The 14,541-nt window shown below is 38.1% G+C and carries 17 protein-coding genes; 11 read left to right on the top strand and 6 right to left on the bottom strand.

The window, feature by feature from the left end:
• The 7 genes from J2S13_RS14900 to menC all read left to right on the top strand — a co-directional run.
• Positions 1–216 (top strand): hypothetical protein (locus J2S13_RS14900; protein ID WP_307258633.1); only part of this gene is annotated, 216 nt, incomplete at its 5' end.
• A 774-nt stretch (positions 217–990) separates the two neighbouring features.
• Positions 991–2,409, top strand: coding sequence for an isochorismate synthase (locus J2S13_RS14895; protein ID WP_307258632.1), 1,419 nt, complete (start codon positions 991–993; stop codon positions 2,407–2,409).
• Entirely contained in the window at positions 2,402–4,153 is a 1,752-nt protein-coding gene (gene menD, locus J2S13_RS14890; protein WP_307258631.1) for a 2-succinyl-5-enolpyruvyl-6-hydroxy-3-cyclohexene-1-carboxylic-acid synthase, read from the top strand. The genes J2S13_RS14895 and menD overlap by 8 nt, the downstream gene beginning before the upstream one ends.
• Positions 4,150–4,983 carry a 2-succinyl-6-hydroxy-2,4-cyclohexadiene-1-carboxylate synthase gene (menH, locus tag J2S13_RS14885; RefSeq protein ID WP_307258630.1) on the top strand — a complete coding sequence of 278 codons (834 nt, stop codon included), beginning with the start codon at positions 4,150–4,152 and terminating at the stop codon, positions 4,981–4,983. The genes menD and menH overlap by 4 nt, the downstream gene beginning before the upstream one ends.
• Positions 4,973–5,791 (top strand): 1,4-dihydroxy-2-naphthoyl-CoA synthase, encoded by an 819-nt coding sequence (gene menB, locus J2S13_RS14880; protein ID WP_307258629.1) that lies wholly within the window; start codon positions 4,973–4,975, stop codon positions 5,789–5,791. Before menH ends, menB begins: the two co-directional genes overlap by 11 nt.
• 127 nt (positions 5,792–5,918) lie before the next feature.
• On the top strand, positions 5,919–7,391 hold the full coding sequence (locus J2S13_RS14875; RefSeq protein WP_307258628.1) for an o-succinylbenzoate--CoA ligase: 1,473 nt from the start codon (positions 5,919–5,921) through the stop codon (positions 7,389–7,391).
• Positions 7,381–8,484, top strand: a complete 1,104-nt coding sequence (menC, locus tag J2S13_RS14870) for an o-succinylbenzoate synthase (protein WP_307258626.1) — start codon at positions 7,381–7,383, stop codon at positions 8,482–8,484. Before J2S13_RS14875 ends, menC begins: the two co-directional genes overlap by 11 nt.
• 262 nt (positions 8,485–8,746) lie before the next feature.
• On the opposite strand, the gene J2S13_RS14865 is transcribed toward menC, so the two are convergent.
• The 4 genes from J2S13_RS14865 to ytzI all read right to left on the bottom strand — a co-directional run bounded on the left by J2S13_RS14865 (position 8,747) and on the right by ytzI (position 10,509).
• Positions 8,747–8,899, bottom strand: coding sequence for a DUF1540 domain-containing protein (locus tag J2S13_RS14865; RefSeq protein ID WP_307258625.1), 153 nt, complete (start codon positions 8,897–8,899; stop codon positions 8,747–8,749).
• Positions 8,900–8,998: 99 nt separating this feature from the next.
• Complete coding sequence (locus J2S13_RS14860; protein WP_307258634.1) at positions 8,999–9,925, bottom strand: metal ABC transporter solute-binding protein, Zn/Mn family; 927 nt, start codon at positions 9,923–9,925, stop codon at positions 8,999–9,001.
• 90 nt (positions 9,926–10,015) lie between these two features.
• A complete protein-coding gene (yidD, locus tag J2S13_RS14855) occupies positions 10,016–10,258 on the bottom strand; it encodes a membrane protein insertion efficiency factor YidD (protein ID WP_307258624.1) in 243 nt (80 codons plus the stop codon).
• A gap of 89 nt (positions 10,259–10,347) precedes the next feature.
• On the bottom strand, positions 10,348–10,509 hold the full coding sequence (gene ytzI, locus J2S13_RS14850; RefSeq protein ID WP_307258623.1) for a YtzI protein: 162 nt from the start codon (positions 10,507–10,509) through the stop codon (positions 10,348–10,350).
• 133 nt (positions 10,510–10,642) lie between these two features.
• Here ytzI and J2S13_RS14845 point away from each other — a divergent pair, with 133 nt between their 5' ends.
• The 3 genes from J2S13_RS14845 (at position 10,643) to J2S13_RS14835 (ending at position 12,346) form a co-directional block, all read left to right on the top strand.
• Positions 10,643–11,080 (top strand): Dps family protein, encoded by a 438-nt coding sequence (locus J2S13_RS14845; RefSeq protein ID WP_307258622.1) that lies wholly within the window; start codon positions 10,643–10,645, stop codon positions 11,078–11,080.
• A 433-nt stretch (positions 11,081–11,513) separates the two neighbouring features.
• Complete coding sequence (locus J2S13_RS14840) at positions 11,514–11,699, top strand: polyribonucleotide nucleotidyltransferase (RefSeq protein ID WP_307258621.1); 186 nt, start codon at positions 11,514–11,516, stop codon at positions 11,697–11,699.
• A gap of 26 nt (positions 11,700–11,725) precedes the next feature.
• Positions 11,726–12,346: a hypothetical protein gene (locus tag J2S13_RS14835; RefSeq protein WP_307258620.1), complete on the top strand. Its 621-nt coding sequence runs from the start codon at positions 11,726–11,728 to the stop codon at positions 12,344–12,346.
• A gap of 65 nt (positions 12,347–12,411) precedes the next feature.
• On the opposite strand, the gene J2S13_RS14830 is transcribed toward J2S13_RS14835, so the two are convergent.
• A complete protein-coding gene (locus J2S13_RS14830; protein ID WP_307258619.1) occupies positions 12,412–12,660 on the bottom strand; it encodes a DUF6154 family protein in 249 nt (82 codons plus the stop codon).
• Positions 12,661–13,118: 458 nt separating this feature from the next.
• On the opposite strand from J2S13_RS14830, the gene J2S13_RS14825 reads away from it, so the two are divergent.
• The gene (locus J2S13_RS14825; RefSeq protein ID WP_307258618.1) at positions 13,119–13,454 is read left to right on the top strand and encodes a hydrolase; all 336 of its coding nucleotides are present in this window, start codon (positions 13,119–13,121) and stop codon (positions 13,452–13,454) included.
• 73 nt (positions 13,455–13,527) lie between these two features.
• On the opposite strand, the gene J2S13_RS14820 is transcribed toward J2S13_RS14825, so the two are convergent.
• Positions 13,528–14,358 carry a DUF6612 family protein gene (locus J2S13_RS14820; RefSeq protein WP_307258617.1) on the bottom strand — a complete coding sequence of 277 codons (831 nt, stop codon included), beginning with the start codon at positions 14,356–14,358 and terminating at the stop codon, positions 13,528–13,530.
• Between the last annotated feature and the right edge of the window lie 183 nt (positions 14,359–14,541).

Here is a 14,541-nt window from a genome sequence, read left to right as displayed (position 1 = left end):
CGAAGAAAAAGTGCAAATATCAAAAGAAGTAACGCAAAAGTAAGCGGGGAATGTGCAAAAATCCAGGGAAATGATCAAATCCCCGTAAAAGAAGCGCAAATCCTAGTGGGAAATAATCAAAAGGCCTTGGGAAATGTTCAAAAGCTGAAGACCATCTACCATTCTCGTAGAAAGGGAAGACATCCGAAGAAAAAGTGCAAATATCAAAAGAAGTAACGCAAAAGTAAGCGGGGAATGTGCAAAAATCCAGGGAAATGATCAAATCCCCGTAAAAGAAGCACAAATCCTAGTGGGAAATAGTCAAAAGACCTTGGGAAATGTTCAAAAGCTGAAGACCATCTACCATTCTCGTAGAAAGGGAAGACATCCGAAGAAAAAGTGCAAATATCAAAAGAAGTAACGCAAAAATAGACGGGAAATATGCAAAAACCCAGGGAAATGGTCAAATCCTCGTAAAAGAAGCGCAAATCCTAGTGGGAAATAGTCAAAAGGCCTTGGGAAATGTTCAAAAGTTGAAGACCATCTACCATTCTCGTAGAAAGGGAAGTCCCCCGAAGAAAAAGTGCAAATATCAATAGAAGTAACGCAAAAGTAGACGGGAAATATGCAAAAACCCGGGGAAATGATCAAATCCTCGCAGAACTAGTGCAAATCCGCATGGGAAATATGCAAAAGCACAATGGAAATAATCAAATTCCCCGTCTTTTCACGCCACCATCTCCCACATCCCCTATCTATGATGAAAAGTGGTTGCTTCTTCTGTATATAGTAGTAGAGACATATCGCAAAATAGATTCTTTTGCGGAATATAATAGTTTGGATTTACTGCCAAATTTACTATAAAAAACATGACATACATAATTATTGATAGGAAATTTTGAGTTTCCGGAAAGAATAGTCCGAATCGTTGACATGACAAACATTTGAGGTGTATCTTTAAATAAGTTTGAATACGTTAAATATAAAAAGGGACGCAATGGGGTGAATTCATTGTCAACCATAAAAAATAATGATTTACTAGAAACCTTTGTTCATATGTATGAAACAAAGGTTGAACAAAATAAAACCGTTCTATTAAGTAGTGTAGAGAAGATTTCATTTATTGATCCTCTTACCTTTTATCATAACGGTTATTCATTATATTCAGGAGAACGATTTTTTTGGAAGCATCCCCAAAATGAAGTGATCATTGTTGGGTTAGGAAATATTTATACGATTCGTAGTGAACATAAGGATCATCGTCGATATAAAGAAGTAGATGATAAATGGAAGAAGTTGTTGGACCAGGCGGCTATTCATAACCTTTATTCAGTTCCAAGCATTGGTCCACTTCTTTTTGGTGGATTTTCATTTGATCCTGAACAAGAAACCCAGGTGGAATGGGGGAATTTTTCTCCTTCGTTTTTTTACTTACCAGAATATATGTTGACCATTCGGGGGAAAGATACTTTTCTAACGATGAATATTGCGATGACAAATGAAGATGAGGAAAAGCTGGATGTCATTCGAAATGTGATGAATCGTAGAGAGACATTTCTTCAACCTTCATTGCCTGTGAATACAACTAATCCGGTCATTACAGGAATAAAAGAAGAAAAAACGGATCAATGGAAACAGGCAGTTAATGAAGTGGTGGAAAGAATTCATTCAAATCCAAAATTAGAAAAGGTTGTACTTGCTCGAAAAATATCAGCGGAAATTGAAGAGGCGATATTACCTGAGAATGTATTACAAAAATTATTGGATCAGCAGCAAGATAGTTTTATTTTTTCATTTGAAGCGATGGATGATTGCTTTGTGGGGGCTTCCCCAGAAAGATTAGTTAGGAAATGGGGAAATGAAATCCTTTCCACTTGTTTAGCGGGTTCTATTGCGCGGGGAAAAGACGCCGAAGAGGATGAAAAATTAGGACAAGCGTTGTTGCAGGATCAAAAGAATCGACGTGAACATCAACTGGTTGTTCAAATGATTTCAGAGGTTCTTCATGATCTTTGTGAAAAGGTCTATCTTCCTTCTTCTCCGACATTAATGAAGATTCGGGATATTCAACATTTATACACGCCTGTGATTGGGAAAACGAATCAAGATCTTTCCATTTTGCGCTTTGTTGAGAAACTACATCCAACACCTGCTCTAGGGGGATTGCCGACGAAAGATGCACTGGAAGAAATTCGTCACTTCGAAATGATGGATCGGGGTTTCTATGCTGGACCGATCGGATGGATTGACTATAAAGGGAATGGGGAATTTGCTGTCGCCATTCGTTCTGGCTTAATTCGTAAAAAAAGTGTTGAACTTTATGCAGGGTGTGGAATTGTAGCAGACTCAGATGCTGAAAGTGAGTTTAATGAAACAGGAATAAAGTTCCGACCAATGTTAAGGGCAATAGGAGGAACATTGCATGAATGAAACTAGAGCATTAACAACATATATCGCCCATTTTATTGATGAGTTAGTTCATGATGGTGTCCAGGATGTTGTCATTAGCCCTGGGTCAAGATCGACCCCTATGGCATTGTTGATGGCTGAGCACCCTAATATGAACGTTTACATTCAAATTGATGAACGGTCAGCTGCCTTTTTTGCATTAGGAATGGCGAAAGCAAAGCAAAAGCCGGTTGCCCTTTTATGTACTTCTGGTACAGCAGCTGCTAATTATTTTCCGGCTATCGTGGAGGCACACTATTCACGTGTTCCTTTAATTGTTTTAACAGCGGACCGCCCACATGAATTGCGAGAAGTAGGGGCTCCTCAAGCCATTAACCAAATTGGGCTGTATGGATCACATGTTAAATGGTTCACGGATATGGCATTGCCAGAAGAAGATAAGAGAATGATTCGCTATGCTAGAACTTCGGCTGCCAGGTCGGTTCAAATATGCACACAATCGCCTAAAGGTCCCGTCCACCTAAATTTTCCATTCAGAGAACCTTTAATTCCTGATTATGAAGGAATTTTTGAAAAGATTTCTCAAAAAATATCTCCTATTACCATTGATAATGGAACCTATCATCTTTCCGACCAATGGTTTCATCAGTTTGCTGAAAATTTAAATGGGTTAAAACGCGGATTGATTATTTGTGGAGCAATTGAGTCCAATTCGTTTGCGAAAGGGATCGTCCAATTAGCGAATAAGCTTCAATTTCCTATATTGGCAGATCCGTTATCCCAATTGCGTAGTGGCACTCATGATAAAACGATGATCGTAGACAGTTATGATGCTTTTTTAAGAAGTGAAGTCATTCAAGCTGAATTGGAATTTGATGTGGTGTTGCGTTTTGGAGCGATGCCTGTATCCAAGGCCCTTCTGAAGTTTTTAAGAAAACATCGCGATGCCTTGCATTATGTAGTTGACGATGGGGGAGGATGGCGTGATCCTGAACATCTTGTCGATGAAATGATCACATGTGATGCAAGTGATTTTTGCGCCTCATTACAATCCTATTTGCCTACTCCCGCCAAACAAAATGATTGGATGAAGAAATGGCTCATGGTGAATGAAAAAGCTAAAAAAGTGATGACTTCCATTCATGAGATGGACGATTTGGATGAAAGCAAGATATTTGCACTATTGCAGGATGTACTACCAGAAAAATCGGCTTTATTTGTTGGCAACAGCATGCCAATCCGTGATATTGATTCCTTTTTTATGGTGAACGATAAAGAAATAAAAATTATGGCGAATCGCGGGGCAAATGGAATTGATGGCCTTGTTTCAAGTGCCATTGGTGCGGCTGTTTACGAAAAAAAGTTAGTTCTTGTCTTAGGGGATTTGTCTTTTTTCCATGATTTAAATGGATTGCTAGCAGCGAAATTAAATAAAATCAATCTGACCATTCTTGTCGTTAATAATAATGGGGGCGGAATTTTTTCCTATTTACCACAGTCCTCTCATCCGAAGCATTTTGAACTGCTTTTTGGAACGCCAGCCGATTTGGATTTCTCCCATGCGGCTGCTCTTTATGGGGGATCCTATCATAAAGTGGTAGATTGGATTGATTTCCATCAAGCCATGAAAAATGCAAACGATCATAATGGCCTATCCATTATAGAAATCCCAACAAATCGTGAGAAGAATGTCGTAGCCCATCGACAATTATGGACAAATGTTTCCCAGGAAATAATTAGTCTGTTAGAAGGTGGAACATTTTGATTGTTCATGTAAATGATTGTTCTTTTTTTGTAGAAATCAAGGGGGAGGGGGAACCACTTCTCCTCTTGCATGGTTTTACGGGGGAGTCTTCTACATGGGATAAACTCATGGAACAATTAAGCCCTCGATTTCAATGTATTGCAGTGGACATTGTGGGCCATGGGAAAAGTGCGAAGCCAGACAATATAAATGACTATAAAATAGAGCGAGTTGCTGAGAATATCACGTTCATTTTAAACGAGTTGAATATCAATCAAACACATGTGTTAGGCTATTCAATGGGGGGAAGGCTCGCTTTAACAATGGCTATTCTTTTTCCTGAGAAAGTGAAATCATTAATATTGGAAAGCGCTTCACCGGGGATCAAAACAGAGGAAGAAAGAAGAAAAAGAAGGGAATCCGATCATCTGTTAGCAAATCGAATCATTCAACTAGGAATAGAAAGATTTGTGAATGATTGGGAGAATATCCCCTTGTTTTCAACGCAAAAGCGCTTACCTATTCATATTCAACAAAGTATTCGAAAGCAACGTCTATCCCAGAGTCCATTAGGGTTAGCGAACTCTTTAAGGGGAATGGGAACGGGAGAGCAGCCATCCTTTTGGGGAGATTTACATAATGTCGAAATTCCTGTTTTACTTGTGACAGGAGCAGTAGATGAGAAGTTTTGTCGAATTGCAAATGAAATGAAGAAATCCCTCCCCCATGCGGAATGGACGAGGGTGTTGGGTGTCGGTCATACAATTCATGTGGAAGATTGCGAAAAGTTTGGTAAAATAATAGATGGGTTTTTGTCAAAATTTGAAGGAGGTTCAAAAAATGACGTTTGAATGGGTAAAAGAACGTGAATACGAAGACATTATATATGAAACATATAATGGAATTGCAAAAGTAACGATTAATCGTCCACATGTGCGTAATGCATTCAGACCTAAAACGGTTGTGGAAATGATTGATGCATTTGCTCATGCTCGTGACGATGAAAAGATTGGTGTTATTGTTCTAGCGGGTGCTGGTGATGAAGCATTCTGTTCTGGTGGGGACCAAAAAGTACGTGGTCATGGAGGATATGTTGGTGAGGACCAAATTCCAAGACTAAATGTATTAGATTTACAACGTTTAATTCGTGTCACTCCAAAACCAGTTGTTGCCATGGTATCTGGTTATGCTATTGGTGGCGGGCATATTCTTCATATTGTTTGTGATTTAACGATTGCTGCAGATAATGCGATCTTTGGACAAACTGGACCTAAAGTGGGAAGTTTTGATGCTGGATATGGCTCTGGCTATTTAGCACGTATTGTTGGGCATAAAAAAGCTCGTGAAATTTGGTATTTATGCCGTCAATACAATGCACAAGAAGCATTGGACATGGGACTAGTTAATACGGTCGTTCCTTTAGATCAATTGGAAGCTGAAACCGTTAAATGGTGTGAAGAAATGTTAGAAAAAAGCCCGACAGCCCTTCGCTTCATCAAAGCAGCAATGAATGCGGATACAGATGGTTTAGCTGGATTACAACAAATGGCAGGGGATGCTACACTTTTATATTACACAACAGACGAAGCAAAAGAAGGAAGAGATGCGTTTAAGGAAAAACGCAAACCTGACTTCGGTCAATTCCCTCGTTTTCCTTGATTTCACACAAAGCTTACTAATAAGTGCCTGGCTCCTTTTCCAATACGGACAGTTCCGTGTTGGAGGTGCCTGGCACTTTCCTTATAGTTAGCGCCTTTTTTTAAAAATTACATAGGTGGTGTTTTTATTGGCTACAACTTTACCCAATTGGTTGAAACAACGAGCTTTTTTAACCCCTGATCGGGAAGCGATTCGTTTTGAAAAAGAATCATATACGTTCGGTCAATTATATGAAGCTGCAAAAAAATATGCCCATTATTTTGCGTCCATCGGTCTTCAAAAAGGGGATTTTGCCGCTGTTTTATTAAAAAATAAGCCAACGACAATCTTTATTATTCATGCCTTTCAACAACTTGGGGTTCCTACTGTTCTTCTGAACCATCGCTTAACAGCACAAGAACTAAACTTTCAATTAAAAGATTCCCATGCAAAATTACTCGTTTGTGATGATGAATTCGATTCACTATCTTTACAACTTCCGAATGATTGTCAAAAGGTATTGCTGCATCAAATTGATCTCACTTCGACTTCTTCCTTTCGTTCTGAATACGATTTAGACGAAATATGTACCATTATGTACACATCTGGCACGACCGGGAACCCAAAAGGTGTGAAGCAATCATATGGAAACCATTGGTGGAGTGCGATGGGTTCGTCTTTGAATCTTGGGTTATATGAGCAAGATATTTGGTTATGTGCGGTCCCATTATTTCATATAAGCGGGTATTCCATCTTAATGCGTAGTGTGATTTATGGAATGACTGTTCACCTGTTTGAGCATTTTAACGAACAGAAAATTAATGAGCTTCTTGTTAAAGGAGAAGGAACTATTATTTCTGTTGTTTCCACCATGCTCCAGAGACTATTACACGATCAAACAGAACCTTATCATTCTCGTTTTCGCTGTATGTTACTAGGTGGGGGTCCAGCACCAAAACCATTACTCGAACAATGTAGAGATAAAGGGATCCCTGTTTTTCAAACCTATGGAATGACGGAAACAGCCTCTCAAATCGTTACTCTTCCTCCTGAATACAGCCTTGAAAAATTAGGTTCGGCAGGTAAGCCACTTTTTCCCGTACAAATTATGATCATGGAAGGGGAAGCGATTTTATCTCCTCATAAAGCGGGTGAAATTATTGTAAAAGGACCGAATGTGACGAGTGGATATTTACACCGAGAAGATGCGAATCGTGAAAGCTTTAAGGACGGCTGGTTCCATACTGGCGATATTGGCTATCTTGACGAAGAAGGGTTTCTCTTTGTTTTAGATCGTCGTTCTGATTTAATCATCTCTGGTGGTGAGAATGTCTATCCTGCAGAAATCGAAGCAACTCTCCTTTCTCATCCCCAAGTTGAAGAGGCAGGGGTCATTGGGGTGAAAGATGAAAAATGGGGAGAGGTTCCTGTCGCCTTTTTAGTTGCTAAACAAAGGGCTGAAAAAGAAGAACTTTCCCATTTTTGTCGTGAAAGGCTTGCCAAATTTAAGACTCCAAAGGAATTTATTTATGTTGAGGAGCTTCCAAGAAATGCCTCGAAAAAATTATTGCGAAGGGAGTTAAGGGCTATTTTTTTGAAAGGGGAACGAAATGAACATTAAACATATTCACCTTCATATCATTCAAATGAAATTGAAATCCCCGTTTATTACTCATTTGGAACATGTAACAGATCGAAAAGGGATAATTCTTAAAGTAATAGATGATGAAGGAAATATAGGGGTTGGAGAGGCGGTTGCATTTACAACACCTTGGTATACAGAAGAAACGGTACAAACTTGTTATCATATGATCAAGGACATCCTCTTTCCACTTATACGCCAGCAAAACATTTCAAGCCCAGAAAATGTTTCCACTTTCTTTCTCCCTGTACGGGGAAACCAAATGGCCAAGGCAGCCATTGAAACCGCAATTTGGGATCTCTGGGCCAAGCGCGAGAATAAAACGTTGGCGAGTGTATTAGGGGGAAAGAAAAAAGTTATCGAGGCGGGGGCCGTTGTCGGTGCATCTTCCGTTGAGAAAGCTTTAGAGCAAACGAACCGGTTGGTTGAAAAAGGCTTTAAACGAATTAAGGTAAAAATTCATCCTGGTTTAGATATCGAACTAGTTGAACAAATCCGAAAGAACTTTCCTGATCTATTATTGATGGCAGATGCGAACTCGGCTTATTCATTAGCAGATATCGAACGATTAAAGGTTTTAGACGAGTATGATTTATTGATGATTGAGCAACCATTGGCATTCGATGATATTGTACAACATTCGTATCTCCAAAAAGAAATTAAAACTCCGATTTGTTTGGATGAAAGTATTCATTCGATTCGAGACGTTGAAAATGCCATTAGTCTGAGTAGTTGTCAAGTGATCAATATTAAAATTGGGCGTGTCGGTGGATTAAATGAAGCGAAAAAAATTTACCAACTTTGCATGCAACATGGACTGGATGTTTGGGTTGGTGGAATGATTGAATTTGGCGTTTCAAGGGCGTGTAACGTTGCCTTATCTACGCTTGAAGGGATTCATATTCCGGGAGATATTATGTCGTCTAATCACTATTGGGAAGAGGATATTATCGAACCGGGAATCACTGTTTCGAATGGACAAATTAGAGTAAGTGACGAAATTGGAATGGGTTATCAATTAAATGAAAAACGTTTGCAACAAGTGAGTGTTTTCGAGGAGATTCTTAGTTAAAAGGGAAGCCCTATTTACTTGGACTTCCCTTGTCTATTGTATGATGTGCTAGGGTGCTCGCGGTCCAGCCTTTCTGTGGCAAAATACGCCACGTCAAGGCTGCTCTTTTGCTTGTCGCAGCTAAGCAGTCGCCTTCGCTTTTTATAGAATCCAGCTGCGGCTCCTAGTGGCTCGAGGTCATCTGTCCAGCCTTTCTGTCGCAAATTACGCGACGTCAAGGCTGGTCAGATGCTTGTCGCCCCTATGCAGTCGCCTTCGCTTTTTAGGATGGTTCGAATGTTTTGCAGTCGGTTTCTTTTTGGTGTTCGGCTTGTTTACCTGTATGACTTACGACGTATATTTGGTCTGCGCTGCATTTGTTTCCGTTTTTCCAGAAATGACAATTGTTCACTTCACAAAGGACGTCTTTTGCCATTACTCTTCACTCCCTTTCGAATTGTACATTTTTATTTTGGCGTCTTTGTACTTCTTCATGTTAGGGAAGGGAAGGGGGAATAGACAATTTTCACCTTCATTAAGGATTTAATGCTTCATCTAGTGTGTGAATGTTTTTTTTCATTAAAGAAAAATAATCCATCTGGTCGTCGATGTCCTTTTTTGTTAAGACAGATAAGTTATGAATCGTTAATGGTTTGGCACCTATTTCGTTTTGGACGACTTTTGTTAACTTTGAAGAAACATTTTGTTCAAAAAGTATGGTTTTGGTATTGGTTTTTTTCGCCTCTTCAATTAACTGTTTCAAATCTTTTTGAGAAGGTTCGCTACTGGATGAGATTCCTTGAATGGCAATTTGTTCGATTCCATATCTTTTCTCCCAATACCCATATGCGGCATGGGACACAATGACTTGATTGATTTTAGCGTTTTGAGCCATTGCTTCAAATTGATCATTCAATTTGTCCAAATCAGCGATGAGCTTTTCGTAATTTTTTTCAAATACTGCTGAATGTTTTGGCATTTTTTTCACGAGTGTATCTTTAATGGCAGTCGCAAGGGATTGGGCATATATCGGATCGATCCAAACATGCGGATCGATATCCGAATGATGATGATCATGCTCTTCTTCTCCTGTATTCGCTAGAAGTTCCTTTTCATCTAATTGATTGGCCGTTGCAACCATTTGGACATTTTCCGCTTTTAACGTATTTTTTGCTTTATCGACAAAACCTTCTAAACCGAGTCCAATATAAAAGAATAGATCTGCTTCTGCCAGTGCCATCATATCCTTTTGAGAAGGTTCAAATGTATGTTCATCAGCACCTGGAGGATAAATTGTGTGGACATCCACATATTTGTCGCCAATCTTTTGGGTAAAATCTTGAAGGGGATAGACCGTCGTATAAATCGATAATGGTCCATTTTCATTCTCTTTTTTCTCCCCGTTATTTTGTCCACAGGCTGACATGGTAAAAATTAGAATGGTGATGAGCAACCATTTCATGATTCTCAAAGTTTTCAAGTCCTTTCTTAAATGGAATGATTACGATTTGATTATTTTATTTCATAATTGTATATCGTTATGATGGCTTTTTCAATGATTTCTTTTCCTGGAATTTTCTTTTTCCGGAACAGGGTCAAATCCACCGGGGTGAAATGGGTGACATTTTAAAATTCTTTTGATTGTAAGCCATCCCCCTTTGAACGCACCAAAACGTTGAATAGCTTCGAGTCCATAATGAGAGCAAGTCGGATAAAATCGGCATGAAGGTGGTTTTAAAGGAGAGATAAATTTTTGATAAATTCGGATGAGTAATAGAAAAAATTTTTTTAGCATAAATGAAGCTCCTTTAGTAAGTAAAAATGGGGTTATAAGGAAAAGTGCCGGCATCCATTTTTGTTGGCACCGGGCACTTAGAATCTCTCTTATTTTTTTGCCTCATGATCATCATCACTTAGTCCTTCTTTCGAATCAGGCGAGATCGGATCAACTGTATGTTTATATTGATATCCTTTTCCAATCGCAAATAAAGTTAAGACTAAAACAATGATAAAAACGATAATGGCAATAATCATCACTGTCTTCATAAATAACCCCTCCCAGCTAAATTTTAGCATATTTTATATTTGAAAGGGTAAAACATATATGTGGACAAATGATTTCCTTTAATGTTTAATTAATGTAGAAATGAGTAAATAAAGAATATGGAGGATGATAAATATGGCAAATCAACTAACAGTAATCGTGAACAAGCAAATTGCAAATTGGACTGTAATGTATACGAAGTTACATAATTACCACTGGTTTGTAAAAGGTCCTCAGTTTTTTGTTTTACATGTTAAGTTTGAGGAATTGTATAATGAAGCATCTGTCCATATCGACGAATTAGCGGAACGTTTATTAGCACTTGAAGGGAAACCAGTTGCAACATTACAAGAATCTCTTCAGCTAGCAAGTGTGAAAGAAGCAGAAGGAAATGAAACTGCTGAACAAATGGTACAAGCGATTGTAAATGACTTCTCTCTCATGATTCAAGAGCTTAAAGAAGGCATGGATCTTGCAAGTGAAACAGGGGATGAAACAACAGGAGATATGTTATTAGCGATCCATCAAGGGTTAGAGAAACATGTATGGATGCTCAAATCATTCCTAGGATAATTCCCAAAAGCGAAAGCGCCTGATCATCGGCGTACGGATTTCGTAGTCTTTGACTGAGATAAAGGAAACACAGCGAGGTCCTTCCCGAGCTGATGTTGACTTATCGTAGGGAGAAGACGGAGAAATACGCTAGCCGATAGGCGCTGAAGCTAGATGAGCCCAAAAGCGAAAGCGCCTGATCATCGGCGTACGGATTTCGCAAGTTTCGACCGAGATAAAGGAAACACAGCGAGGTCCTTCCCGAGCTGATGTTGACTTATCGTAGGGAGAAGACGGAGAAATACGCTAGCCGATAGGCGCTGAAGCTAGATGAGCCCAAAAGCGAAAGCGCCTAGTTCATCGGCGCTAATCAAACTGACTTCTTAAAAGGTAGAAGTCAGTTTTTTGCGCTAATTTTGAACAGAATTTGGTATGATGAAGAGGGAGGAGAAATATGGATATTTCAACGATTATGGCCAAGCAAGTTTCAGAGCTACAACATACATTAAACTTGAATTTATTAAAAAGCCAAATGGCTACACAAGCTGCCCAAGTCACGAATATGATGAAGGCCATGAATACAAACCATCATGAGGCACCACATCCTTATAAAGGCCAATCTATAGATGTACAAGCATGATAATCGGGCTTTAAGGGGGATTGTTCGTGAACAGAAGAATGAAGTGGGGTATTCTTCTTGCGGTTTTCTTAATTTTCATGTTTGGCCAATTAAAATGGCCATTCATTCTTCAAATGATTTGCATCTATATCGTTCTTTTTTTATTCTTTATGACACCAAATCTATATTACATGTATTTTGCGAAGGATCCCCACAAAATTGAAGCTTTCCTTTTATCGAGAAAAAAAGACCCAGTATCCCGTTTTTACATTGGATTAGCAAATGAACAAAATGAAATGATCATCAAAGCTATGCCCAAGCTCTTAAAATATAAAAAGGCTCCTCAACAAGCGATTTTCTTAACGATCTTGGCTCTTTCCCAAAAGAAGCTTGATATCGCTAAGTCCTATATACAATATATCAAACAACCATGTTTACGAGCTTATTATGAAGCTGTTCTTTGTTTGGAAAACCATCATATGGAGGATGCTTACCGCCTGATATTAAATATTAAAAAAGAGTGGATGAGAGAGGCATTGATCGCTGAAATGGAGAAGAGAAAAGGAAATATTCCTCAAGCTAAAGAGCATATTCAGAATGCATTGCATTTAACAAAAGGGATCCAAAAGTTATTATTATATAAAGAATATAATCGGTTACCGGTATAAAACGGGATGTCCCAAAAGAATCTTAAGGGAGATCCCGATGGATTTTTCATGTTGCTTCATATGTATCAATGTAAAAAATTTGGTCTAAATGTAGCTGAATTAGTGTCATCTTTGGAAAATTTCTCTTTTAGCATTTCTAATAGGTATAGCCGAATGAAATATTGTAATTCTTCTTCTTTCATTTCATAGACCATTTCCATCAATTCATTTCGATCAAACTGTTCAATCACGGCGAGTGCAATCATGTCTAAATCTTCATCTGTCCCTTGAAGCCTTCCGCGATATATTTCAAAAAGCTCATCAACTAATTTCATTCCATGACACCCCTTTGTCTGTTTTTTTCTAAAGTCAGCTTACTAACAATTTAGGAAATAATAAAATATTGAACTGTGGATACCCTAGCAAGGCGCTTCCGCTTTTGATGTCGTCTAGCTTCAGCGCCTACCGTCTAGCGGATTTCTCCGTCTTTTCCCTACGATAAGTCAACATCAGCTCGTGGAGGACCTCGCTGTGTTTCCTTTATCTCAGTCAAAGACTACGAAATCCGTACGCCGATGAGCGAGGCGCTTCCGCATTTGAGATAAAAAATTTTTATTTTTAGAATATGTAAGGAAACGAAAGTTTATGCTATTGTACTAATTTTTTTCCCCCTTGTCACCTAATGTAAACCATTTTCCATTTTTAAATTTCAAAAAAATGAATATTTCCTTTCAAATTGAGGGAAATATTTAATAAGGGAAAGATTTGAGATCAATGAAAAGAGGTTTTCCAAATGCCAGAAGATCAAAAGAAAACTTATTATATTCATATTGGAAATGGTGAAATTTTAAGTAATTCCACTGCATCCCCATGGAATTTTCGAATTTATGCAAATGATGATGAAATTACGCGGCTTCGGGAAATTTTTGATGCCAATTACTCTGTTGAATGGAAAAACTTTTATAGGGCACATGTTCCTTATATTCAATATCATTATGATCGAGAAAATGATCATTATGATCTAAACATGAAGAAAGTATATGAAATGATTTATGCACTAGGGGATGAGGAAGCCAAAGATCATATAAAAGTGATGGGGATTTTGGATGAAGAAGAGCGGATCGAGTAAGTGTATTTTACGAAAATAAAAAAATGGAGGGCTGTCCCAAAATGTGTGAGCGACAGCCTCCAGCTACAGTGGATTACTGTAATTTTATCGCGTGATTTAGAATATTGTCTGGTACTTCGATACTTAATACTTTATTAAATTCACTGTAGGTAGATTCAATTTCTTGATAGATCTTGGCTTTGGCCCCTTTATGAATAATATTTAATGAAATAAATATTTTGGTTGGTAAAAATGACTGTTTATCAAATTGAATATCGAGTACGACATCTTCAAAAGAAAAGAGCTTTAACATTTCATTATCGATCTTTTTCGGTCCAGTTGGAAAAGTGGATGTTAAAAAATCTTTGAGAAAAGGATCTAAAGATTGTTTTTCTGAAGTAAGCGAGAGAGTGTAATGTGTATCATTTTCTGTCACCTTCATATCGTCTACATGGGCCTTTAATTGTTCCAACTGTAAACTAAGGTTTTTTTGATTCTCTGGAATAGAAATGAATTGATCCGCAATTTCTTTTTGAACTTTAAACCATTTTGATTGGTTTTGATCAAAATAAAATAACCCAGCTTTTGTCCAATACACCTTCGATGAAAAGGTTGAGGATTGTTCCCCTACTGTTTCTGTTCGTTTCATGTCCTGAAAAACAGCAAATGGTTCGATATTCACGTCCATTGAGCTAGTTGAAATGGTTTCTTTTGATACGGTTGGATTTGTATCCGCTTTTTGTGTTAATTTCATTTCTGAATGGAAGCTGTTGATGTTCTTCAGTTTTTCTATTGACCGGTTAAAAATAAATGAAGCCGTCATGTTTTTCTCCTCTGCCTTAGGTGTTTTGGAAGTGATTTGGCTACAAGCGGTCATCAAAAAAAGCAAAGAGATCACAGGCATTATGTGTAAAAATTTCCTCATACTATCTTCTCCTTGTAAAATAGATCCTTCTATAACATATTACAAATATTTCTGGAAATCTATGAAAAAATAAAAAAAGAAATGTATAACCTAGATTATTCACCGACAAATACAAAATTCCACTGAAATGCTGACTTACCGGCTTTTCAGTGGGATTCTCTTTTTCACTTATTAGATGAAAAA

This window comes from Oikeobacillus pervagus (assembly GCF_030813365.1).
GTDB classification, from domain to species: Bacteria; Bacillota; Bacilli; order Bacillales; family DSM-23947; genus Oikeobacillus; species Oikeobacillus pervagus.
The sequence above is the reverse complement of the archived record's forward strand: the minus strand, read 5'-3'. Positions and strand labels throughout refer to the sequence as shown.

Excerpts from the sequence above, each read along its gene's own strand:
- J2S13_RS14865 (WP_307258625.1), bottom strand. The coding sequence starts at position 8,899 with ATGGCAAAAGACGTCCTTTGTGAAGTGAACAATTGTCATTTCTGGAAA.
- yidD (WP_307258624.1), bottom strand. The coding sequence starts at position 10,258 with ATGCTAAAAAAATTTTTTCTATTACTCATCCGAATTTATCAAAAATTT.
- menD (WP_307258631.1), top strand. The coding sequence starts at position 2,402 with ATGAATGAAACTAGAGCATTAACAACATATATCGCCCATTTTATTGAT.
- menB (WP_307258629.1), top strand. The coding sequence starts at position 4,973 with ATGACGTTTGAATGGGTAAAAGAACGTGAATACGAAGACATTATATAT.
- J2S13_RS14830 (WP_307258619.1), bottom strand. The coding sequence starts at position 12,660 with ATGAAATTAGTTGATGAGCTTTTTGAAATATATCGCGGAAGGCTTCAA.
- J2S13_RS14845 (WP_307258622.1), top strand. The coding sequence starts at position 10,643 with ATGGCAAATCAACTAACAGTAATCGTGAACAAGCAAATTGCAAATTGG.
- ytzI (WP_307258623.1), bottom strand. The coding sequence starts at position 10,509 with ATGAAGACAGTGATGATTATTGCCATTATCGTTTTTATCATTGTTTTA.
- J2S13_RS14840 (WP_307258621.1), top strand. The coding sequence starts at position 11,514 with ATGGATATTTCAACGATTATGGCCAAGCAAGTTTCAGAGCTACAACAT.
- J2S13_RS14820 (WP_307258617.1), bottom strand. The coding sequence starts at position 14,358 with ATGAGGAAATTTTTACACATAATGCCTGTGATCTCTTTGCTTTTTTTG.
- J2S13_RS14860 (WP_307258634.1), bottom strand. The coding sequence starts at position 9,925 with ATGAAATGGTTGCTCATCACCATTCTAATTTTTACCATGTCAGCCTGT.
- menC (WP_307258626.1), top strand. The coding sequence starts at position 7,381 with ATGAACATTAAACATATTCACCTTCATATCATTCAAATGAAATTGAAA.
- J2S13_RS14825 (WP_307258618.1), top strand. The coding sequence starts at position 13,119 with ATGCCAGAAGATCAAAAGAAAACTTATTATATTCATATTGGAAATGGT.